Raw genomic sequence first — 21,485 nt, 5'->3', positions numbered from 1 at the left:
TAATCTTTCATGCTTGACGAGAAAAATCAACTTTGCATTCATACTTTATTAGGAAAAAATTGGATTTTGCTACTGCAAAATCCAATCATCTAAAGGTAACCAAAAGCCTAAATCCTTAAGCTCCTGTTCAATAATATCAAGTGTTTCCTCGTTATCTGCACTAATGATATGATAATGGTATCCACTTGTAGCAGAGCTTAGGGATTTTGATTTTCCGGAAACTATCGCCTCCATAAATTCCTTTGCTTGCCTTCTTGAGCTAACATTAAGTGGCGCCTCGAGGCGATTATAAAAACGATGGTTAATAATGATATTTTCTGCACAACCACCATTATCAACTATTGCAAAAAGCTCATCCAATATCTGATCATCATTGTGATGACTCTTTATTATTCTTTTGCATTTGTTCTCCGATGCTAACACATATCCTCGGTTTGTTGATGTGATTTCTATGCCATTAGCTCTAATTAATGCAATATCCGTAACCACAACCTGGCGACTAACATCAAGCTCGTTTGCCAAGGCTGTGCCCGATACAGGCTTATCCGATTTTCGAATTATCTCTATAAGTCTTTTTCTTCTTGCCTGTCCGTCCATAGTTCCTCCCTTTATGCAGATTAAACTGCATGTAAGTTTTTCATTGAAATATCAAGAATTGGAGCAGAATGAGTTAATGCTCCGCTTGAAACATAATCAACTCCGCTGTCTATTATATTTTTTATATTCTCTTTTGTCACGTTTCCTGAGCATTCTGTTTTAGCGCGACCATTAATAATTGCAACAGCCTCTTTCATTGTGTCAACATCCATATTATCAAGCATGATAATATCTGCTCCAGCTTCAACTGCTTCCTTAACCTGCTCAAGACTCTCTGTTTCGATTTCAATCTTTCTAACAAATGGAGCATACTCCTTTGCCATCTGAACAGCCTTTGTAATAGAGCCTGCTGCTCCGATGTGATTGTCTTTTAAAAGAATACCGTCAGAAAGATTGTATCTGTGGTTTTGTCCACCGCCACACTTTACTGCATACTTCTCGAAAATACGCATGTTAGGTGTAGTCTTTCTTGTATCAAGAAGCACTGTCTTGCTTCCCTCTAAAAGCTTTGCCACCTGATTTGTGTATGTTGCAATTCCACTCATACGCTGAAGGTAATTAAGAGCCACACGCTCTCCTGAAAGAAGCACACGAATATCTCCCTTCACCTTTGCCATAAGTTGTCCCTTTGTAACCTTATCGCCGTCCTTAACATACTTTTCCACAATTGTATCTTCATCAAGTATCTTGAATACACGCTCGTATACGTCCATTCCACAGATTACTCCATCCTGTTTACATATAAGCTCTACCTCACCCGCCTGTGGGCCAGGCATAACAGAGTTTGTAGTAACATCTTCACTTGAAATATCTTCTCTTAACGCCATTTTAATAAGCTCATCAGCATTAAGCTTCATTGTAATATTGTTCATTTATATAGCCTCCTTTTCGGCTCTCAAGTCTGCTTCTTTTTTAATTTCACCAACCACCATTGCATGATAGTTTTCCATGATACTTGGAAGGTCCTCATAACCATCCATGTTTACAAGATTATCAAAATCCTGAGCTGTTTTATAGTCATTTCTTGCTGCAATATCCAGTGCTGCACGCTTTGCAAATACAAGGCTTTCAAGCAATGAATTGCTAGCAAGACGATTCCTTCCATGTACCCCATTACAGCTTGTTTCGCCAACTGCGTACAGCTGTTCCATTGTTGTTTTGCTGTCTTTATCTACATAAATGCCACCCATGAAATAGTGCTGTGCAGGCACCACTGGAACCCAATCAGTAAGCGGATCATATCCAGCCTCCTTGCACTTGTTGTAGATATTTGGAAAATGATTTAAAATTTCATCCTTTGGAATTGGTGAAAAATCCAGCCATACATGCTCAGTTCCCTGCTCCTTCATCTTGTCAAAGATTGCATGACTAACCACATCTCTTGGCTGTAATTCATCTGTAAATCTTTCACCGTTCTTATCTCTGAGGACTGCTCCCTCTCCACGAACAGACTCAGAAATCAAAAAGCTTCTTCCACCCTGCTTAGTAAATAATGTGGTAGGATGAATCTGAACATAATCACAGTTTTCCAGCTTTACATTGTGATACATAGCAAGTGCCAGAGCGTCCCCAGAGATATGCCTGAAGTTTGTCGAATGAGGATATACACCGCCTAAGCCTCCGCAGGCCAGCACTGTTACATCCGCTTCTATTGCTGTTGTTTTACCATCCATATCTGCAACAACAATTCCATAGCATACATTTTCATGACAAACCCAATCAACCATAGTTGTATGAGCCATCAAAGTGATATTATCTCGCTCCTGCGCTCTCGCCAAAAGCTTGCTTGTAATCTCGCGTCCTGTAATATCTGCATGAAACAGAATACGATTATTTGAATGTGCTCCCTCTTTTGTAAAAAGGAACTCACCATCTTTTTTATCAAATTCTACCCCATAGTTAACCAAATCATTTATTATACTTTGAGAGCTCCTTATCATGATTTCCACCGACTCACGACGATTCTCATAATGTCCCGCTCTCATTGTATCTTCAAAATATGCCTCATAGTCTGATTCGTCCCTAAGCATACATATTCCGCCCTGTGCCAAAAAGCTATCGCATCCATCCAAAGCATCTTTTGAAATGCATAATATTTTTTTATCCTGTGGTAGGCTCAGCGCGCAAAACAAACCAGCAACACCTGTACCTACGATTACAACATCATATTTCTTTTCCATGATTCATACTCTTTCCCACAAATTATTTTGCCAACTCCAGCATTCTCTTAAGTGGAACCAATGACTTCTCTCTCTTTTCGTCACTTACTTCAACAACGCCTGTGCCGTCTCTCAAACAATCCCTTACCTTCTCCAAAGTAACCTTCTTCATGTTTGGACAAATCTGAACAGACCCTGCTGAATAAAATGTCTTATCAGGATTATTCTTCTTAAGCTGATAAAGCACGCCCAGCTCAGTAGAAATGATGAACTCCTTTTTATCAGATGCAGTAGCATAATCAATAATCCCTGATGTACTTCCAATATAGTCCGCATACTCCAATACATCTAATGTACACTCAGGATGAATAAGAACCTCAGCCTCAGGATGAGCTTCCTTTGCCCTCTTTACAGCATCTACCGTCACTGCCTTATGAACATGGCAATAACCATCGTTAAAAATGAAATTCTTCTCAGGAACCTTACTAGCAATATACCTTCCCAGATTCTCATCAGGAATAAAGTAGATATTCTTATTAGGCAACGACTTTACAATCTTCATAGCATTTGAAGAAGTAACACACACATCAGAATGCATCTTCAGTTCCGCAGTAGAATTGATATAGCAAACAACTGCCACATCATCATACTCAGCCCTCACCTGATTAATCCTTTCCACTTCAGCCATATGAGCCATAGGACAATCCGCTTTTTCATCAGGCATCAACACCGTCTTCTCAGGATTGAGAATCTTAGCCGATTCCCCCATAAACTTAACACCTGCAAAAACAATGGTGCTCTCCTTCAAATCCACTGCAACCTTTGCCAAATAGTAACTATCCCCCACATAATCCGCTATAGCCTGCACATCATCATTCACATAATAATGTGCCAAAATAACAGCGTTCTTTTCCTTCTTTAACTCCTTAATCTCTTCTGCCAGAGTAGACATAACAATTCTCCTTTTACATGCCAATCTCAGTTGACAGCAAGTATACCACATGTATAGTCTACTGACAAGACACTTGTCAAAACACCGTACATCCTCCAGCACTCCAACTCTTTCAGGCCGCCATGCCCTCCCGGCCGCTAACGTATAATGGCCACCCTACCCCGGCCCCGGCACACCCGCCTGCTGCCTCCTGCAAGTATCATTGGAGCAGATTTTTGGATTACCTTAATGTGTAAAGTCGCCCATATGTAGGTGTACTTACGAAGCTTTTACTATTCGAAGGTAATGTATGGGTGGGACGGACAATGGTAATTTACATAATCATCTAGTCTTAACTAGTCTTTGTATTATTACTTTTGCTACTACATTCACTAAGAAAAATTAAAAAAGAGATATTTGTATGAATTGGCACCGTGGCACATTCAACGTCGTGTTTCAAGTGACCACTGCTGTCGCCGTCCTAGCGACAGCTGCCAATTCATATCAAATATCTCTTTTTATTTTTCTAAGTTCACTACAAAGCAAATAGTAATAAATACAAAGCTAGTTTAAGACTGATGATTACTTGGAGTAGTGTTTGTCCGTCTCCACCCATACCTTACTGATAGAATTGTAAAACTTTGTAAGAACCCCTATGCCTGGAGGGCTTGTTCGATGCCGAGGGCAAGTTGGTCGGCGCAGCTGGTGCCTTTGAAGCCACAGAGGTTGCCCTTGAGGATTTCTACGGTGTGGGCTGCATCGGCGCCCTCAAGGAGTTTGCTAATGGCTAGTGTGTTGCCTGCGCATCCCCCAGTGAATTTTACGTTGTGAAGCTTGCCGTCCTCAATTTCGAAGTCGATTTTGCGGGCACAAACTCCCTTTGGTGTATAGCTGTATTTTTCCATTTAAACTCCTTTTATCGCTCTGCCAGTGAGCGTATTACATTGTGTCTATTGAATTTAGCATGTCGAGGTTTTTGACCTCAGTTTCTGTAAATACGTCCTCAGAAAAATCTGCAGGCATTACAGATGGAGAGTACCAAACCTGACCCATGAAATAATTCATTATTTCTGAATCTCTGAAACTATAGCCGTGACGGGCATAGATTTCGTTTTTTGCGATGTGTATAACCTCTGCAGGTACATTTTCAAAATCTGCTGTGGTGTAAACTGTTGTGTCTGTGTTGAATAAGTATGTGCAGTAGCAAGCATCACCGGTGACACCACGTGATGTCTCCCAATAGCTTGATACTGTAGGCCAGTATTTGTTGTCTGTAAGGTATTGGCTGCGTTCGGATATTGCCGCAGATATTTCCTCAGATGACCAGTCTTTGATGGTGTCAACGTATTCGCCAGGATCCACAACTGTGATAACAGAATTGTCTTCTACAGCCTCCTCTGAGGATTCTGTGGATTTTGCTGTGTCGGTTGTTTCTACAACTTCTTCCTGGGCTACCGCATTTTCCTCGCTCACTGTAAGTTTTTTATCCTTCTTGTGAAGGGCATTATAAGAAAAACAGCCTGCAAGTAGACCTACCACTATACATACCACGATTTCGATTGTCCATCGACGAACATTTTTGTTGCTATAAAGTTTAACTATAAACTTGCGTAAATCATCAAAACGTGAAAACATTTCTTCCATAGCTACTCTTCCCTTTTTCTGTTTTTCTTTAGAGTATACCATATTTTGACGAATTTGTTACATTATATTGCGTTTTTGTTACATTGTGCGTTCAATTTCATTTCTGGTGGCTGCTACACTGCCTTGAGCCATTTGCTTGCTACCGCCACCCTTAGCCCCTAGAAGTTCTCGCATTCCTGCTGCAATTGCAGCACAATCTCTGGTCTTGCTTCCAATTACAAAGTTGTAGCCCTCTTCATCGTTTCCTGAAAAGATGCAGCATAATCCATCATGCTTTTCAACCAAAGCATTGACTCCATCACGCATTAACTTTGCATCTAAATCCTCCGAGAAGATTGTAATATCTGAAACCTCAGAAGGATAACTTTCAATCTGGTTCATCAAAATCCCAGATTTGATATCGTTTATACGATACTTTAACTGCTTGCCTTCATCCATTAATGAAATGATTTTGTCCGGGACTTCATCCTCTTTACAGCTCAGTGTGCGATATGCTTTTGCAAGCAATTTCATACGACGGTTGTAATCATCTAAGGCTCTTAACCCACAAAGAATATAAATTCTTGTTCCGCCTTTGTATTTCTCATGCGAAACTACCTTTAGCATGCCAACCTGGCCTGTGCTTTTAACATGAGGTGCACAGCAAGCACATAAATCTACCCCTTCGATTTCTACCAATCGAACTGGTCCATCAATTTCCTTTTTACTTCTGTAGGCTATTGCTCCAAGCAATTCCTGTTTAGGATAATATGCCTTAATAGCCACATCAGCAGCAATTATTTCATTTGCTCTTCTTTCGATATGCTCAACCATATCCTCCGAAAACTCGATATTCAAATCTAATGTGGCTGTATTGTCGCTAAGGTGGAATCCAACATTTTCAGCACCATATTCATTATGAGCAAGTCCTGTAAAAATGTGCTCTCCTGTATGCTGCTGCATGTTCGAAAAACGATGATTCCAATCAATCACACCATGAACTTCCTCACCAATCAGGAAGCCCCCTTTGCAGTAATGATAAACTGTATCCCCCTCAATCTGTACATCCACCACCTGATGATCATCTAAATGACCTATATCACTGGTCTGCCCCCCTTGCTCAGGAAAAAATAGTGACTTATCAAGAACTACCTTATAAAGCTTTTGATCATCGATTATAGCTTCGTCGCAAGAAATTACTTTTGCAGTAAAGTCCTTTGCAAATGCATCTTCATCATAAAGTGCTATTGTTTTCATATTTATTCACCCTTAGTTTTTGCCGATTGGAATGCCAAAAATCTTTGTCTGGAATCCGTCTCTTAAGTTTTCGTAATCTGTGTAGTTAATAGTAGATTTAAAATGATTATTCCAAGTATCCTTTAGCTTGTCACAGATTTCCTTGCCGTTTTCTTCGTTTGTAAGAATAGATGGAAACACGTAATAAATCATGAAGTAATTCAGATTCATTAAATCAGCACCTCTTACCTTGCCAAACTTTTTGAATGCAGCTGTTACATCCTCACAAAGTTCCTTTGCGCTCGCTTCAGCATCATCGGCTTCCACCAAATCCTTTAAAAGTTCGTAGCGCTGCTCATTAAACATATCCATTTGTTTTTCATAGTCCTTTTTGTTGTGGACCTTGCTAAGATATGCTACATCCTCAAACAATTTTTCAACATTAAATCCCATCAATAATACCTCCTAAATCTTTTATGTCATCAACCTTTGCTGCGTAACCATCTACAGAATCACCATAGCCATAGGCTGCCCAGATGAAATCTACCCCCGCTGCATCGCAAGCATCCTTATCGCCTTGAATATCACCAATATATACCGGTTTCTTTAAACCATTTTTCTTGGCAATTCCCTTTATGTTATCAGCCTTTCCAAGGCCATTGTCACCATAACAAATGAAGTCAGTGAAATACTTTCCGTAACCACTTCTCTCTAGAAATGATTCGATATATCCCTGCTGACAATTGCTTACAATAAAAAGCTTTGTCTTTTCACACAGAGTCTTGAGTGTTTCTTCTAAACCTTCGTATGTTGTATCACCCTCTGACTGTGCCAAATCCTGCATTTCATACTCTTCACAGAGCTTCACTGTATCGTATCTACGATTTGGATCTTCGTCAGGAATACAAGCATCAGCAATGTCTGTCATTGTCTTTCCAAAAAGCTTCTGAAGTTTCTCTGGTGTAAACTTTACGTCATACCCTTTATCCTTGCAGGCTCTTTCCCAGCTTGCAGCGAATAGTGGTGTGTTGTCCCAGATTGTTCCATCCATGTCGAAAATCAATCCATCAGTATGTATCTTGCTCATTTAATTGCTCCATTTTCTATATATAACTGGTGCTATTTTATAACATTTTCAGTATAATTGATAGATAAATTACCTAGAAAGGAAACGGTATGAACGACGACGATCAACTTTTATATAAACGATTAATAGAGCTCTCCAACAGAGCTTATCAAAATAACATATATACCTTCAGCGATTTTCTAAGCCTCTCCCAGCAGGATGTACTTTTTCAGGCTGCAAGGGACAAATCTTTTGCGCCTATCAAATACGATTTGTTTGGCGGTTATGAAAATTGCGAGCGTAAAATGGTTCGCTTTGGAAGTGAGGCGGATTTTGGATACGAAATCGATTATCCAATCAAATGTATCAAGGTAGAGCCTCTTGCAAAGAAATTTGCAAAGGAATACACCCACAGAGACTACCTGGGCTCTCTCATGAGCCTTGGCATCGACAGAAAAAAGTTTGGCGATATCTTTGTGGATGGCATGGATGCATATATCTACGCCGATGAATCCACCGCAGATTATCTTCTAGAAAACTTTGTTTCTGTAGGTCGTAATTCCGTTAAGTGCTCCATTTCAGAATTACCTGAATCATATAAAAAATCAGCCCTAAAGGAAACCACCATACAAGTAGCGTCCCCTAGAGCTGATGCTGTTATTTCTAAAGTTTATAACCTAAGCCGCAAAGACACGATTCCATATTTCACAGAGAAAAAGGTATCGGTTAACGGGCACATTGTCGAAAACAACGACAAGATTCTCTCTGCTGGAGATTCGGTATCTGTCCGTGGCTTCGGTAAATTTAACCTTGTAGAAGAAGGTGGCCTGTCTAGAAAAGGCAAGCTCAACCTTGTGGTAGAAATCTTCGGCCGATAGCCGCTGTAATTAATGTCTCTTGTATGCAGGCATTAACTGAAGCTTGTGAAGATTTGCCACATGCTTTCTATCAATTGATTCTCTAACGTCGGCTGGAATGTCGGCGTTGGAATCTGAAATATATTCATCAAGCTGAGCATACTTAAATCCAAGCTTATCTTCATCAGACATTCCTGATAATCCATCAGAAGGTGTCTTGTGTACTAACTCATTTGGAAGTCCCAAATATTCTCCAATCTGAAGAACCTCTGTAACTGTGAAATCCTGAAGCAATGAAACATCACCTGCTGCATCGCCGTACTTTGTTGAATATCCAACATAATCCTCTGAAGCATTGCATGTGTTTACAACGAATGAAGTAACAGGCTGTCCCTGTGCAACTGCGTATAAAGTAGACATACGAAGTCGTGGTGCCAAATTGATACGTAAATCCTTTGTTACTTCAAAAACGCTAGCCTTTTCAAAAGTAGCAATAGCTGCGTTGTAGTAATCTGTGATAGGTACTACCTCGTTTGGTATTCCAAGGAAATCTACAAGCATTTTAGCATCTGCCAAATCTGACATCTCGCCATTTGGCATAATGATTCCAACTACTCTATCTGCTCCAAGTGCCTCTTTTAAAATAGCTGCTGTAACAGAGGAATCCTTTCCACCAGAGATACCAATAACTGCTCTTGTGTTATCTCCAAATTTGTTGAACCACTCTCTTGTGTACTCAATCAGCTTCTTTGTTTGATCTTCAACATTAAACTCTCTCATCGTTATGCTCCTTATTTCAGTCGATATAATTCCGACATTCTACGTCCTACAATTGACTTTTCTTTCCTACCAACTGGCTCAATTCTGTCAGCAACCATAATTCTAAAGTTGGCCTTGTAAAGGCTATGACCTAAAAGTAACTCATAGATTACCTGTAAATCAGGAAGTGTAAATTCTTTGTTAGCCATGCTGAATGGAAGGTCCGTATATTCGATTTCTCTTCTAAGCTTAATCATTGCCTCAACAATAATCTCGTCATGATCGAATGCCAACTGAGATTTGCTCTTTTGCGATGCCACAGTGTTTGCATATCTAACATTTCCGTTTTGGAATCTCTTTGTAGAAAGCTGATATACGATTTCCACTCCAATATCGTCATTGAAAATACGAAGCATATTGTCTGTAAACTCGAAATCAAACCATGCTGCTTCCAATGCATCATCTCCACCTCTTACTGGTGGTGCAACTGGAGAAAGTGCCATGTAGGCAACGCTCATTACACGTGTACGTGGATCTCTGTTAGGCTTTGAGAATGTGTAAACCTGCTCAAGGAATACATTCTTAAGACCTGTCTCCTCCTTAAGCTCGCGGGCTGCAGCCTCATAGCATGATTCATCCTCGTGTACGAATCCACCTGGAAGAGCCCAACAATTAATGAAAGGATGTGCTCCTCTTTTTATAAGTAATATCTTTAAGCCAGAATAATCTTTTTTAGGTCCTAATACCATCATATCAACTGTTACGGATGGTCTAGGATAATCTCCTGGGCTGTACTGTGCAAGAAATTCTTTTTCTGTTAGACCGTTCTTGTCCTTATACTCCATCTTATCCTCCTATAATCCCTCATTATTAATAATTCCATAGTAGTAATGTACTACCTGTTTTATATTTTGTCAATCATTATTCAATATTTCTTACTATTCTTATTTATGATATACTTAGTACTTGAAATCTAAATATTATGATGATTGGAGAATTATTTTGAGAAAAAAACTAATAGTAATCCTTTGGATATCATTGGTTGTTTTAGTTATTGCCTTTTGTTCTCTTGTAATTTATCAGAACAAATTGGCTAACGAAAAATTAAAAGAACAAGAACGTATAGAAGCTGAGCAGGAAGCTGCTGCTTTAGAGGAAGAAGAAGCTGAAGAAGAAACCGATGAGAAGCTTCCAGCTGACGAATATACCTTTACAGATTTAGAAGCTACTTATTTTGCTCAGTCTGACGCCACTGTTCGTGAAGAGCCATACGACACTGCCGAAATAATCGGCACTCTTTCCATTGATTCCCGCATCACTGTTGTGGGCACATGCAACGAAACTGACTACTACAAAATAAAAATTAATGGAGACTATGGTTATATTGCCTTTGATGATGTTTCAGAAGAGTATATTGACATACCTGTTCCTTCTGCGACAAAAGCTGTCCCTACAGCAACAAAGGATATCCTTTTCATAGGAAATTCCATCACTTTCTATCCAGCCACATCAGACTGGTGGGGTTCAGGATGGGGATGCGGTGCATCAGCACCTGCCACTGATTATGTTCATTTGACTGTAGCTGCAAAGGGATACTCATCATACGATTGCATGTCTCTTAGAGCATGGGAGTTTTCAAGCACTAGAAATTACGAGCTTGATGACTTGGATCCATACATCACCAACTATCAATACAGCACTATCGTTATTGAGCTAGGAGAAAATGTTAAGGGACATGAGACTCATTTCAAAGAAGATTTAAAGGATATGATTACATATATCAAATCTTACAATCCTAACGCTCGTATCGTAATGCTTGATAATTTCTGGAAATATAGCAGTATCATTAGTACTAAAAAAGAAGTTGCTTCAGAAATGGGCTGTACTTATGTAAGCCTTTCAGATATACAAGGCGTTGCCGAATATCAGCTTCAGGAGGGTGATCAATATACAGCACCAGATGGCACTGTATATACAATCGGTTCCTTCCTTGCTGGTCATCCAAACGATGCTGGATATGCTGCAATCGCCCAGCATTTAATAAGTGCTTTGTAGTATTATTTCAAAACGTTAATTACACGTTGCATTGTTTTAAATGCTTCGTAGTCGTATCTTTCTACGGCTTCAATAACAATTACATCAGAGTTTTTGATGTCAGAGTGTATTTGCGACATATAATCACGATGTGCAAATGTACACTGAGTAAAATCCTTTGAAATATAAGGCATCATGTTTACACGAAAGCTGTCGCCGATAAGGCACAGCTTTTTTTGATTTGCTCCATCGCTTGTGGTACGGCAAACCATTGCCTCCGTATCCAAACCATTCACTGTAATTTCTGGTCGATAATCCACTGTGTACTCCACATCATCGTGGTAGATTTGATCATCTGGTATTCCCATGTATGTATATAATTCATATTTATCTGCATCCTGAATACCAGCAATCCACTCAGACGGATCAGTCTGTTCAACCCCCATTGCCGCGTAAAGAGCATTTGTACCGTACAATGCCCCCATGTGGTTCCAATGACTATCGTATTTATAATAGGTACGTGTAACTCCAGCAGCATATAACGATTCTGTCAAAGGATACAAAAATGGAGTTGAGCAATTCTCAGTTATATAACTGTGTAACTGCTGCTCTCTTTTATATGTGTTTACTATATCTACTGTAGGCATATACTGGGAATATACCTGAGATTTATTTGGAGCGATGTAAATGTATAGCTCCTTTCCCTGCGCCGTGCATAATGCCTGTAATTCATTAAGTGTAGCTGCGTAGCTAGCCATTTCACTCTCACTAAGTATATTTGTGCCCTGATAGCATTCTATTTCGTTTTCTCCATATAAAAACAGCCAATTTTCTCTAGCAATTATTACATCCTGATATACATGAAGTGGGAAGTACGTATCCGTTCCAGCAACCTCTTCTACCGACTCATTTGTTTGAGCTTCCTCTCCTGGAACAATAGGCTTGTTCGTTTCACCCTTGTCAACAGTTTCAACTATGTTTGTAGGAGTGTAAAGCTTGTTTCCGATAGCAGTTTCAACCTTATCAAACTGGCCTTCCACTGTATCATTAAGAGATTTGTACCAGGTTATAAGGGTATATCGAAATGGTATTCTATCGTCAATAAAGCTTGAAACAGTTTCTCCAGAGTTAAGCAAATCGCCCCAGTCTATTGTGGCCGCCTCTCGATTCTCTGTCTCTACATTGGAAATCTTCCCATAAAAATCAGGAGCAACAACTCTAAGCAATCCTCCGCCCACCCAAGGGAACACAAGAATTGCTAAAAAGATTAATATGAAGATTTTGTTCTTAAGATTCGTAAAATTCATATTGCTCCTTAAAACTGATAATAAATAAATGGATTGTATGTTCCATTTACAAGGAATAACAAACTAACAAGTAAAAGTGCAAGGCATACTACCATGTTGCCCTTTACCGCTTTTACGCTCATATGAGCCTGCACAAATCCAGCAAATATTATTGCTGCAAATAATGCAATCACACCCATTCCTGACAAATATGTAAACAGGTTCAGTATTCTGATTCCCCCTGCAAACATTCTAGAAATATATGTAAATGCAGATATTATGGAATCGGCTCTAAATACTACCCACAAAAGATTTACCACAAAAAATGTCAGCAATCTGTTTAGCATTTTCACCGGATTCTTTTCCAATATCTTTCCAAACCAAACTCTTTCGAATATAAGCAAAATGCCATACACAAGCCCCCATGTAATAAAGGTCCAGTTAGCTCCATGCCATATTCCTGTTAAAAGGAATACTATAAATATATTCATACAGGTCTTCTTAAGTGAGCATCTGCTGCCACCAAGTGGGATGTAAACATAATCTCTAAACCATGTAGATAAAGAAATATGCCAGCGTCTCCAAAACTCTCTAACTGATTCCGCTCTGTAAGGATGATCAAAGTTTTCTTTAAAATCGAATCCAAACATCTTTCCTAGGCCAATGGCCATATCAGAATATCCGCTGAAGTCATAGTATATTTGGAATGTGTAGCAAATGGATCCAAGCCATGCGACTGTGGCATCTAGCTGGGATATATCAGCTGCCCAGATTTTATCTGCAATGGACGCTAACGTATTTGCGATAATAACCTTTTTGCCAAGGCCAAAACAAAACCTTTTGATACCAGCTGCAAACTCGTAGCTTCCGACACTTCGCTCTGTCAACTGACCTGAGATATCTTTGTAATGAACAATAGGACCAGCAATCAGCTGTGGGAAACATGAGATATATAACGCAAAATACCAAAAGCTACTTTGTACCTCCACCTGGTCATTGTATACATCGATTACATAGGACAGAGCCTGAAACGTAAAAAACGAAATACCAACTGGAAGAACAATCTGAGGAAGATTTAATGCACCTGTACCCACTCCCGAAAATAGATTTGTAAATCTATCTGAAACAGTAAGACTTCCTCCAAAGAATATATTTTCAATTATTGCTATGAAAAAGTTGAAATACTTAAAGAAAAACAGAATGCCTAAATCAAGAACAACCACCGATATCAGCGATATCTTGTTGAACCTACGGCTATGACGATTGCTTGCGCACAAAAATCCTCCAGCCCAATTTATAAAAATAACTATGCCTATCAGCAGGAGATATTTCACCCCGCCGAAAGCATAGAACACCAAGCTGAATATTAAAAGGATTATGTTGGAAAGCTTAATCCTATCTGTATATGCCCCACCTTTAAGCCTTGGGATTCCATAGTAGGTCAACAGGCATAAAGGTAGGAAAATTGTAGTAAATATAATAGAACTAAAAACCAAGTTATTCTCCCTTTATAATACTAGTTTTTAATCATTAGTGTTGTAAGTGGCTTTTTCTTGTTAAAAAAAGTAACTACTACATCACATACATAAGCCCCGATAAGAGTCACCACTGTGCATCCCAAAACCTTTGCTGGGAAGCTGATGTTTGGAAGAAGTGACTGCACTAATCTGATGCTGTAAAACTGATTTAAATATATCAACAGGCTCATCTTGCCACACCAACCAAATACTGGTTTGTCAAATACCTGATGACATGGATTTACATTTGAAAATGTAAGAATTAAACCAATCATCATGATAAAAAGTGTAGGGAAACTATACTTAGGATCAACTCCTGTTACCGCATATCCAAATACAAGTAAATAACAAACTAGCTCTACTATTGCTAAGATAGTTTTCCCTGCCTTTGTAAATTCGATTTTGTTAAGCTGTCTTGTAAGGCTGTATGCACTACATCCAAGCGCCATTTCAGACATTCCTCTAAGGAAGCACTTGTAGAAGTGACCTGTCCAACCATCAATTCCAGCTAAGCTGTTGTATTCATGAGCCATGTAGCCCAGCACGAAGAGGGCTAAAAGGGGGCATACAATTTTTACAAAAGCTTCATAGTGACGTCTAAGGAAGTACCAGAAAATGAATGTGACCATAAGCCATACATCCAAATACCAGGTAAGCTTATTTACCCATGTGCTATCAAATCCAAAGACCTGAAGGAAAAATACAGAAGCCCATGAATCAACCACATAGCTGATTCTTCCTTTTACTGTATTCTCCAAGAAATACGCATTTACGATAATCGTAAGAATAATCGCAAACAAATGATATGGAAAAACATTTTTGATTTTCTTCCACATCATCTGTGCTGTTTCTGTACCAATTAATTCTGTGCTGACAGCTCTTTTAGCAAAAGCACTGGCAGCCAGCAAATAGCCTGAAACCAAAAAGAAAAACTCTACTCCAATATACCCATGATTGAAGAAGTATATTCCTTTTATTCCAATGCTAATATTTCCATCCACTGCAAAACGCTTGTGAATATGGAAAAATAGAATCCCCAAAGCAAAAATAAAACGTAAAAACTCCACTCGTCCATTTTTCCCTTGTTTACTCATATCTTCTAAAAATCTCCTTCGTGGATATCGTTGTCATCCACATCATCTACCATATTTTCTCTTGTGTATACACGCTTTGCCTCACGCTGCTGTTCAACCTGAACTGAAAGCATTTCCTTTACATTTGCAGAATGCTTTACATTTCTGATTTCAAAGGTGCCAAGACTTTTGTCCGATGAGCTAACAATGATAGAACCTACTCCAAAAATTCTCTGACCCAAGCTACGCTTAAGCTGTAAGTCAAGAATTCTATATAGCCTAACTTCATTCTGCTCTAAATTGAAAAAGCCTGTTTCAACAAAAAGTCTATCTTCACTCATGCTGTACTTTGTGAAGCTGATAGGTAAGCCAAAATGTCTTTTTCTATCGTGCCATAAAATGTTTGCCATAGTTATCCTCCCAATAAATAAATGATGTAGCCTTCGGCTACTAGAGGAGGCTTTTTCTGCGCAAAGCTTGAAAAAACCTCCTCATTAATTATATCACTTATGCCTCAATTGTTCCTTCTCTTTTTGCTATAGACTTGAGAATCAATCTTGTTAAGAAGAATGAACCAACTGCAAGTACCCCTAAAACAACCGCAGTTGAAATCATGCTAGAAGTATTAGCACGTTCTGCCTCAGCCGCTTCTGCAAAGTCCATCCCAACCTGTTCCATTGCCCAATTCATCATAAATAGAAGAGCCATATTGTATCCATTGAATACGATATGCATAATCATCGATGTAAAAATGCTTCCGCTAGCTCTGTTTGTGTAAGCAAAAATCAAACCTAACACAGTTGCATAGCAGAACTGGTTAATATTCATATGTGGAGCACCAAACATCAGAGCTGAGATAATAGCTGCAGCTGTGAATGACATTATTTTATTAAGTCTATTCGTGAAGAAACCTCTGCATACTATTTCTTCTACAACTGGTGCACAGAGTACTGTAGCTACTAATGTAAGTCCAACCGATTCTGATGCAAACTGGTCAACTCCTTGAACCATTGTATTTGGGACGAAAAACTGTGAAAGAACATTTGCAAACATTGCCATAGGGCTAACTACAATTACAAGTAAAATAGTCTGGAAGAATGTAGCTACCTTAATTCCTTTAAACCCAAATGCTTCAACAATTGAATCTCCCTTTTTGATAGTATATGCAAACACTGGAATCAAAAGGCAGATGTCCAATGCCAATACATGCATATAGGTTGGCACGCTGATTCCTGCCACATTACCTATTACATTTAGAAGGGTTCCTACAGCAAGTGCAATTACTATTTCTAAAATAAATACTAAAACTAACTTTACTAACTCAATTTTGTCAAAAGTCTTTTCCATCGTCTCTCCCTTTATAAATCATTATTTACTGCTACTTTCCTTGTTGTAAGCCAGTTAATAATCAATGTTAAAACAATAAAAATAATAATCTTCATCCAAATACCTCCCTGACTATACGCAGGACTAACAACCATATCTATGCCACTTGCCACAACATCCATTGCGCCTGGCAAAAGATGCAATAATCTCGGAGAACCAAATGTCACTAATAAAAGCAATACATAGTATACCCAGTATGCATTTTTTCCATATCGAATAATACTATTACCAGCAATACCAGATATCAGTGTAAATATTCCAAAGCAAATTGCTCCTACTTTGAATATGACATTGACACCAACCGCAATTGGAAAGCATATCATAATGATTGTTATAAGTAAGATTTCAGCCAAATCGAACAATCGCATATATGCAAACAGCTTTCTTCTTGTCATTCCAAAAGATATACCTTTTGAAAAGTCCAGTGCTTGCATAAATGGTTTGATAAATATATTCAGTCCTATATATGCGCCAGCAACAATACTTACAAGTATTGTAGGCATTTCTATCATATCATCAATTCCTATAGCAAGTATCACCGCAAGAATCACTGCCGAACATACCATTACAATATTAAATATTTCGCTGGATTTCCTTATGGCGAAAGTTGCTTTTAAATCTCTTATCATATCGTCCCCCTACCTAACCATCATGGTTTTGCTGAGCTTGTATACCCATGCTTCCAAAACTACATATATCAGCACAATTATTATTGGGAATATAACTGGAGATATACTAGCTATACTTGTTAATAGATATATATTGCCGTGTACTGCAGCGCTTACGCCAATTGAACCACCTAATATGGCACAGCCAAAAGCAATTATAATAATTACGATTTTGCCATAACGTCTAAGCTTGTATCCAACAATAAGTCCTGCAGCACCAGTTAGCAGCGCTAATAATCCTGTTGAATATGCATATAGCACAAAGAATTTACTCAAGAACAATGATCCAGCCAATGCCACAACAGCAGTATTACATACAATCATAATTAATTGCCTTATTATTTGGCCCACGAATATATCTTTTCTTCTTGCCCCCATTGAAAGAGTAAGACTGTCATACCAACTTGGACCGTACATAGAATAAATACCGTTCATTAATGGCGTAAATAGTCCACATACCATACAGAACATTCTAGGAACATAGTCCGTCAAATCCTCATCACTGCCTATTAAAATCCATTCTACAATTAGCACTAATTCTATTAACAATACAATTCCATAGCTTTTTAGACCATTGAGAAAATAGTACTTATACGTTCTCTTTGAAAGATTAGACATACTAAGCCTCCCTTCTCTCATCCACACTCATGGCATAGAAAAGATTCTGAAGTGAAACCGGTTCTACTAGTACCTCACCATCAAATCCATCAACAGGCGCATCAGCAAGTACTGTAACCACCTTGTTACGTCCGATTGACTCTGGATGATAAACCTTTAAATCCTTTACAGCTGCATCTACGACTGTTTCTTCACCGCTGATGCGATATGCTCTAGCTAATAAGCCTTCTGTATTTTCCTTAATAACAATCTGGCCATCATCAATCATGATAACCTCTTCAAACAATGATGCGGCCTCTTCGATGATGTGTGTACTGATGATGAATGTTCTGCCTGTAGCTGCATATTCTTCAATAACGAGCTTGTAGAACTGTTCTCTTGCTACAACATCAAGTCCTGCTACTGGCTCATCAAGGATTGTGATTTCTGCCTTGCTTGCAAGTGCAATGATAATTGTTACTGCTGAAAGCATTCCCTTTGAAAGCTTGCTGATTCTCTTCTTTACATCGATGTTAAAAAGCTTAACAAGCTCCTTTGCGTATTCCTCATCCCAGTTAGCATAAAATGCTTTTGCTGTAGATAAATATTCCTTTACTCTGTATGTGTTTGGGCCAAACATTGTGACCTGTGAAATCTCTCTCGAATAACAGATTCTTGACAGTGCCTTTTCATTCTCCCAAACAGGCTCACCGTCAAGTGTAACTGTTCCTTCTGAGGCAGGATTTTGAGCTGTAAGGATAGAAAGAAGAGTAGTCTTTCCTGCTCCGTTTCTTCCAATCAGTCCATAAATCTTTCCTGTCTCAATATTAATGTCTACGTTCTTTAGAACTGTATCTTTACCATATCTTTTAACGATATTCTTTCCTACTAATGTGCTCATATATCCTCCATTCCTCCAATAAAGAAAAACTATACTTCACTAGTTTCATCAATAAGCTTTTTCAAATCTTCTTTTGTAATACCAATTAACTTTGCCTCGCTAATTATTTTTTTGAGGTAAGTTTCTTTGAAGCTTGCCTTGCGAGCTTCCATTATTTTTTCTTTAGCTCCTGCCTGCACAAACATACCAATACCTCTTTTCTTGTAAATTATTCCTTTATCAACCAATAGATTAATTCCCTTTCCAGCCGTGGCAGGATTAATCTTATAAAACTTTGATAGCTCTGTTGTGCTAGGCACTTGCTCTTCTTCCTTAATAATGTCCCTTAATATTTCATCTTCTATCATTTCGCTAATCTGTAGATAGATTGATTTATCTTTCCCTAAGTTGCTTAACACATCCCCACCTCCTTTACTTCATCGGTTAATTACTTGTGTAATTAACCATATCACCATATATTATATCTGTCAATTATTTTTCTAATATTTTTTTGCCAATAAAAAAACGTAGCAGACTCTTTCAAGTCTGCTACGCCTTATATTTACTAGGTTTTTAAGCCTTATATACTTAATCGATTCTCCTTCTGTAAATTATTCTTTCACTCTCATATTGAACATATCTAACATCCTCAGGATCGAGAAAATCCCCTTTTTTAACTGTAATTATGCCATCACTATGACTTGTTTCTATTCCTTTCTCTGGATTAACCTCTGTACCTAAAGCAACTAAATACATCCAAACTACAAATATTAATCCTCCTATTACAGCACCCATTATAATAAACAGGTTTTCTAATGCATTAAATCTCTCTAATTTTTTAGTTACCTTATGTCTTAAGATATAGATACATAAAAATCCTATTCCTAATATCCACATGAACAGAACTAATTCATATAAATCCATATATATAAATTCTCTCAGTTCTAATTGTTTTGGCACACTGTGCAAAAGTATATATAATACTACAGATAGAACTGCAAGCACTTCAAAATATATTGTTGCGAATCGCTTTAAAGAGTCTTCTTTCATTTCGCATCCTCAAATACTTTCTCTGCTCTCCAATATGAATAGTTGAACTTTCTAATGCTACCTGCATAATTAGTTTCCCACTGATCAAAGTAGATATTATCTTTGTATTCACTAAGTAACTGCTCATTTGATTCAATAGCTGGAATAGCATCCAATGATAAATTATATACAATGTATCTTTGTACTGAGCCATATATACTTGTATCAGGCATATCTGCATGTGCCAAATCATATTTTGCTACCTGATAATCAGGATTAGCAAATGCAAATGCTAAGTAAGCAACAGTGATTGTCACCATAGCAGCTTTGAATACTGGAAAGTCTGATTTATACAATCCAATAATCAAATATGCAAGCCAAAGGCTAAGAACGCAAAGGAACCAAAGTACAAACAATCTAAGGAATGTAAGCGTATACGCTCCGATGTATAGAATCATTCTCATTGCAGAAGATGCAATCATTATGTATGTACATATGCCGATGATTGATAGAATACATGTTAGCAACTTATTCTTTGCAAACATTCTTGAGCAAACTGACACAAGTGCCACGTTAATCAAGCATACTGCAAGCAACTGGTAGAGTCCCTCGTGAGCATATTGTGCGTATGTGTATCCAGCTGGTAAAGTCATGCTTCCTGTAAATAAGAATAATACCTGTATCAAGCAGAAAAGAAGATACACTAAACCAAGTAGAACCGTGAATGTAATAGCTATAAGCGGATTTGTGTTTCCCTGCTTTGCTGGGCCAATTCCAATTTTCTTCTTATATAAGGAATTTGGAATTATATATGCGCAGATAAATGAGATGCACAAAGTTAATACTATTCCAACAATGTCTCCAAAGTTATCTGGTAGGTGGATGCCCTCAAATACTTTTTCTAAAATGCGGCTGAACACTGCATCTGCTGACACAAGCAAGCTAACAACCACTGCAAGAAGCGGAACTGCAACAATAAGTCCTATAAGAACTGCCATAATAGCATTCTTTTTTTCTTTACTTGTCTCACTGCCTCTTTCCTTTACAAAAAGAGCAACGTCCTGAAATGGCCATGCAATGTTTGCTATAGGTCGTATCATTGTAAGTGCGATTCCGCCAAGCCATCCAACTATATCCCAACCAGTAGTATCAATGTAAAGCTGCATGATAAACGAAAAGAATAGTAGGAATATGGCCAATCCGCTAAGCCACTGAATGCTATAGCTTGTAAACATGCACTTTGTAACTGATAGCAATAACAATGAAATCACATAAAATAAATTTAATCCTACTTTTCCATTTTTGTCTTTCAGGAATGGTAAATCATCTGACTTTCTGACTGCATATATTAGGCCAAATGTTATTGCCATAAAAATTGGATAAGTGATTCCTGATTTATTCTTGTACAAGCAAAACGTATATACGATAGCAAATACAAGAGATAATAATCCATATTTTCTGAAGCTTTTTGCATCGCCTTTAACCTGCGCCTGCACTGGGGCTTCTATAACAATATTTGTCATACTTGGTTCATTATAATTATTTTCTCTAGCGGTATTGTCCATAACTATTCCTCCTCATCTACAACATATTCCAATATGTCTCCCGGCTGGCAATCAAGTGCTTTACATATGGCATCCAAGGTTTCCAGCCTAACTGCCTTTGCCTTATTGTTTTTTAGAATTGAAAGATTGGCATTTGTGATTCCAACTATTCCTGCCAGCTCAGTCAATCCAATTTTTCTTTTTGCCATCATGACATCTAAATTTATTACAATCATATTTTCA

At 38.3% G+C, this 21,485-nt stretch carries 25 protein-coding genes; 2 read left to right on the top strand and 23 right to left on the bottom strand.

Annotated features, from left to right (window positions below):
- Positions 1-69: 69 nt before the first annotated feature.
- The 9 genes from BO15_RS0105055 to BO15_RS0105015 all read right to left on the bottom strand — a co-directional run bounded on the left by BO15_RS0105055 (position 70) and on the right by BO15_RS0105015 (position 7,633).
- Entirely contained in the window at positions 70-597 is a 528-nt protein-coding gene (locus BO15_RS0105055; protein WP_033152949.1) for a transcription repressor NadR, read from the bottom strand.
- Positions 598-617: 20 nt separating this feature from the next.
- Positions 618-1,469, bottom strand: coding sequence for a carboxylating nicotinate-nucleotide diphosphorylase (gene nadC, locus BO15_RS0105050; protein ID WP_033152947.1), 852 nt, complete (start codon positions 1,467-1,469; stop codon positions 618-620).
- Positions 1,470-2,777, bottom strand: a complete 1,308-nt coding sequence (locus tag BO15_RS0105045; RefSeq protein ID WP_099047343.1) for an L-aspartate oxidase — start codon at positions 2,775-2,777, stop codon at positions 1,470-1,472.
- Positions 2,778-2,799: 22 nt separating this feature from the next.
- The gene (gene nadA / locus BO15_RS0105040; RefSeq protein WP_033152945.1) at positions 2,800-3,708 is read right to left on the bottom strand and encodes a quinolinate synthase NadA; all 909 of its coding nucleotides are present in this window, start codon (positions 3,706-3,708) and stop codon (positions 2,800-2,802) included.
- Positions 3,709-4,340: 632 nt separating this feature from the next.
- Positions 4,341-4,592 (bottom strand): TIGR03905 family TSCPD domain-containing protein, encoded by a 252-nt coding sequence (locus tag BO15_RS0105035; RefSeq protein ID WP_033152943.1) that lies wholly within the window; start codon positions 4,590-4,592, stop codon positions 4,341-4,343.
- 34 nt (positions 4,593-4,626) lie between these two features.
- Positions 4,627-5,373, bottom strand: a complete 747-nt coding sequence (locus tag BO15_RS0105030) for a YARHG domain-containing protein (protein WP_081828562.1) — start codon at positions 5,371-5,373, stop codon at positions 4,627-4,629.
- Between the two features lie 36 nt (positions 5,374-5,409).
- Positions 5,410-6,567 carry an alanyl-tRNA editing protein gene (locus BO15_RS0105025; protein WP_033152939.1) on the bottom strand — a complete coding sequence of 386 codons (1,158 nt, stop codon included), beginning with the start codon at positions 6,565-6,567 and terminating at the stop codon, positions 5,410-5,412.
- A 12-nt stretch (positions 6,568-6,579) separates the two neighbouring features.
- The gene (locus BO15_RS0105020) at positions 6,580-6,999 is read right to left on the bottom strand and encodes a hypothetical protein (protein ID WP_033152936.1); all 420 of its coding nucleotides are present in this window, start codon (positions 6,997-6,999) and stop codon (positions 6,580-6,582) included.
- Complete coding sequence (locus BO15_RS0105015; protein ID WP_033152935.1) at positions 6,989-7,633, bottom strand: HAD family hydrolase; 645 nt, start codon at positions 7,631-7,633, stop codon at positions 6,989-6,991. Before BO15_RS0105015 ends, BO15_RS0105020 begins: the two co-directional genes overlap by 11 nt.
- Before the next feature lie 89 nt (positions 7,634-7,722).
- Between BO15_RS0105015 and BO15_RS0105010 the strand changes: the two genes are divergently transcribed.
- On the top strand, positions 7,723-8,490 hold the full coding sequence (locus tag BO15_RS0105010; RefSeq protein WP_033152933.1) for a YlmH/Sll1252 family protein: 768 nt from the start codon (positions 7,723-7,725) through the stop codon (positions 8,488-8,490).
- Positions 8,491-8,499: 9 nt separating this feature from the next.
- Here BO15_RS0105010 and nadE read toward each other — a convergent pair whose 3' ends face one another.
- Positions 8,500-9,249, bottom strand: a complete 750-nt coding sequence (gene nadE, locus BO15_RS0105005) for an NAD(+) synthase (RefSeq protein WP_033152931.1) — start codon at positions 9,247-9,249, stop codon at positions 8,500-8,502.
- 11 nt (positions 9,250-9,260) lie between these two features.
- Positions 9,261-10,073, bottom strand: a complete 813-nt coding sequence (locus BO15_RS0105000) for an NUDIX hydrolase (protein WP_033152929.1) — start codon at positions 10,071-10,073, stop codon at positions 9,261-9,263.
- Between the two features lie 157 nt (positions 10,074-10,230).
- Between BO15_RS0105000 and BO15_RS0104995 the strand changes: the two genes are divergently transcribed.
- Complete coding sequence (locus BO15_RS0104995; RefSeq protein ID WP_033152927.1) at positions 10,231-11,283, top strand: SGNH/GDSL hydrolase family protein; 1,053 nt, start codon at positions 10,231-10,233, stop codon at positions 11,281-11,283.
- 2 nt (positions 11,284-11,285) lie between these two features.
- On the opposite strand, the gene BO15_RS0104990 is transcribed toward BO15_RS0104995, so the two are convergent.
- The 12 genes from BO15_RS0104990 to BO15_RS0104935 all read right to left on the bottom strand — a co-directional run bounded on the left by BO15_RS0104990 (position 11,286) and on the right by BO15_RS0104935 (position 21,478).
- Complete coding sequence (locus tag BO15_RS0104990) at positions 11,286-12,569, bottom strand: alginate O-acetyltransferase AlgX-related protein (RefSeq protein ID WP_033152926.1); 1,284 nt, start codon at positions 12,567-12,569, stop codon at positions 11,286-11,288.
- Positions 12,570-12,577: 8 nt separating this feature from the next.
- The gene (locus tag BO15_RS0104985; protein ID WP_242843751.1) at positions 12,578-13,825 is read right to left on the bottom strand and encodes an MBOAT family O-acyltransferase; all 1,248 of its coding nucleotides are present in this window, start codon (positions 13,823-13,825) and stop codon (positions 12,578-12,580) included.
- 239 nt (positions 13,826-14,064) lie between these two features.
- The gene (locus BO15_RS0104980; protein WP_033152922.1) at positions 14,065-15,159 is read right to left on the bottom strand and encodes an acyltransferase family protein; all 1,095 of its coding nucleotides are present in this window, start codon (positions 15,157-15,159) and stop codon (positions 14,065-14,067) included.
- Between the two features lie 5 nt (positions 15,160-15,164).
- A complete protein-coding gene (locus BO15_RS0104975; RefSeq protein ID WP_033152920.1) occupies positions 15,165-15,548 on the bottom strand; it encodes a PH domain-containing protein in 384 nt (127 codons plus the stop codon).
- Between the two features lie 97 nt (positions 15,549-15,645).
- Entirely contained in the window at positions 15,646-16,485 is an 840-nt protein-coding gene (locus BO15_RS0104970; RefSeq protein WP_033152918.1) for a CPBP family intramembrane glutamic endopeptidase, read from the bottom strand.
- Between the two features lie 11 nt (positions 16,486-16,496).
- Positions 16,497-17,153, bottom strand: coding sequence for a hypothetical protein (locus BO15_RS0104965; protein WP_033152916.1), 657 nt, complete (start codon positions 17,151-17,153; stop codon positions 16,497-16,499).
- A gap of 9 nt (positions 17,154-17,162) precedes the next feature.
- Complete coding sequence (locus BO15_RS0104960) at positions 17,163-17,810, bottom strand: hypothetical protein (RefSeq protein WP_033152915.1); 648 nt, start codon at positions 17,808-17,810, stop codon at positions 17,163-17,165.
- Position 17,811: 1 nt separating this feature from the next.
- The gene (locus BO15_RS0104955; protein WP_033152914.1) at positions 17,812-18,690 is read right to left on the bottom strand and encodes an ABC transporter ATP-binding protein; all 879 of its coding nucleotides are present in this window, start codon (positions 18,688-18,690) and stop codon (positions 17,812-17,814) included.
- A gap of 29 nt (positions 18,691-18,719) precedes the next feature.
- Positions 18,720-19,088, bottom strand: a complete 369-nt coding sequence (locus BO15_RS0104950; RefSeq protein WP_033152913.1) for a GntR family transcriptional regulator — start codon at positions 19,086-19,088, stop codon at positions 18,720-18,722.
- A gap of 169 nt (positions 19,089-19,257) precedes the next feature.
- Complete coding sequence (locus tag BO15_RS0104945) at positions 19,258-19,719, bottom strand: hypothetical protein (protein WP_033152912.1); 462 nt, start codon at positions 19,717-19,719, stop codon at positions 19,258-19,260.
- Positions 19,716-21,263 carry a DUF4153 domain-containing protein gene (locus BO15_RS0104940; RefSeq protein ID WP_033152909.1) on the bottom strand — a complete coding sequence of 516 codons (1,548 nt, stop codon included), beginning with the start codon at positions 21,261-21,263 and terminating at the stop codon, positions 19,716-19,718. The genes BO15_RS0104945 and BO15_RS0104940 overlap by 4 nt, the downstream gene beginning before the upstream one ends.
- A 2-nt stretch (positions 21,264-21,265) precedes the next feature.
- Positions 21,266-21,478 carry a helix-turn-helix domain-containing protein gene (locus tag BO15_RS0104935; protein WP_033152907.1) on the bottom strand — a complete coding sequence of 71 codons (213 nt, stop codon included), beginning with the start codon at positions 21,476-21,478 and terminating at the stop codon, positions 21,266-21,268.
- Between the last annotated feature and the right edge of the window lie 7 nt (positions 21,479-21,485).

This window comes from Pseudobutyrivibrio ruminis HUN009, from assembly GCF_000703005.1.
Taxonomy (GTDB): domain Bacteria; phylum Bacillota; class Clostridia; order Lachnospirales; family Lachnospiraceae; genus Pseudobutyrivibrio; species Pseudobutyrivibrio ruminis_A.
The sequence above is the reverse complement of the archived record's forward strand: the minus strand, read 5'-3'. Positions and strand labels throughout refer to the sequence as shown.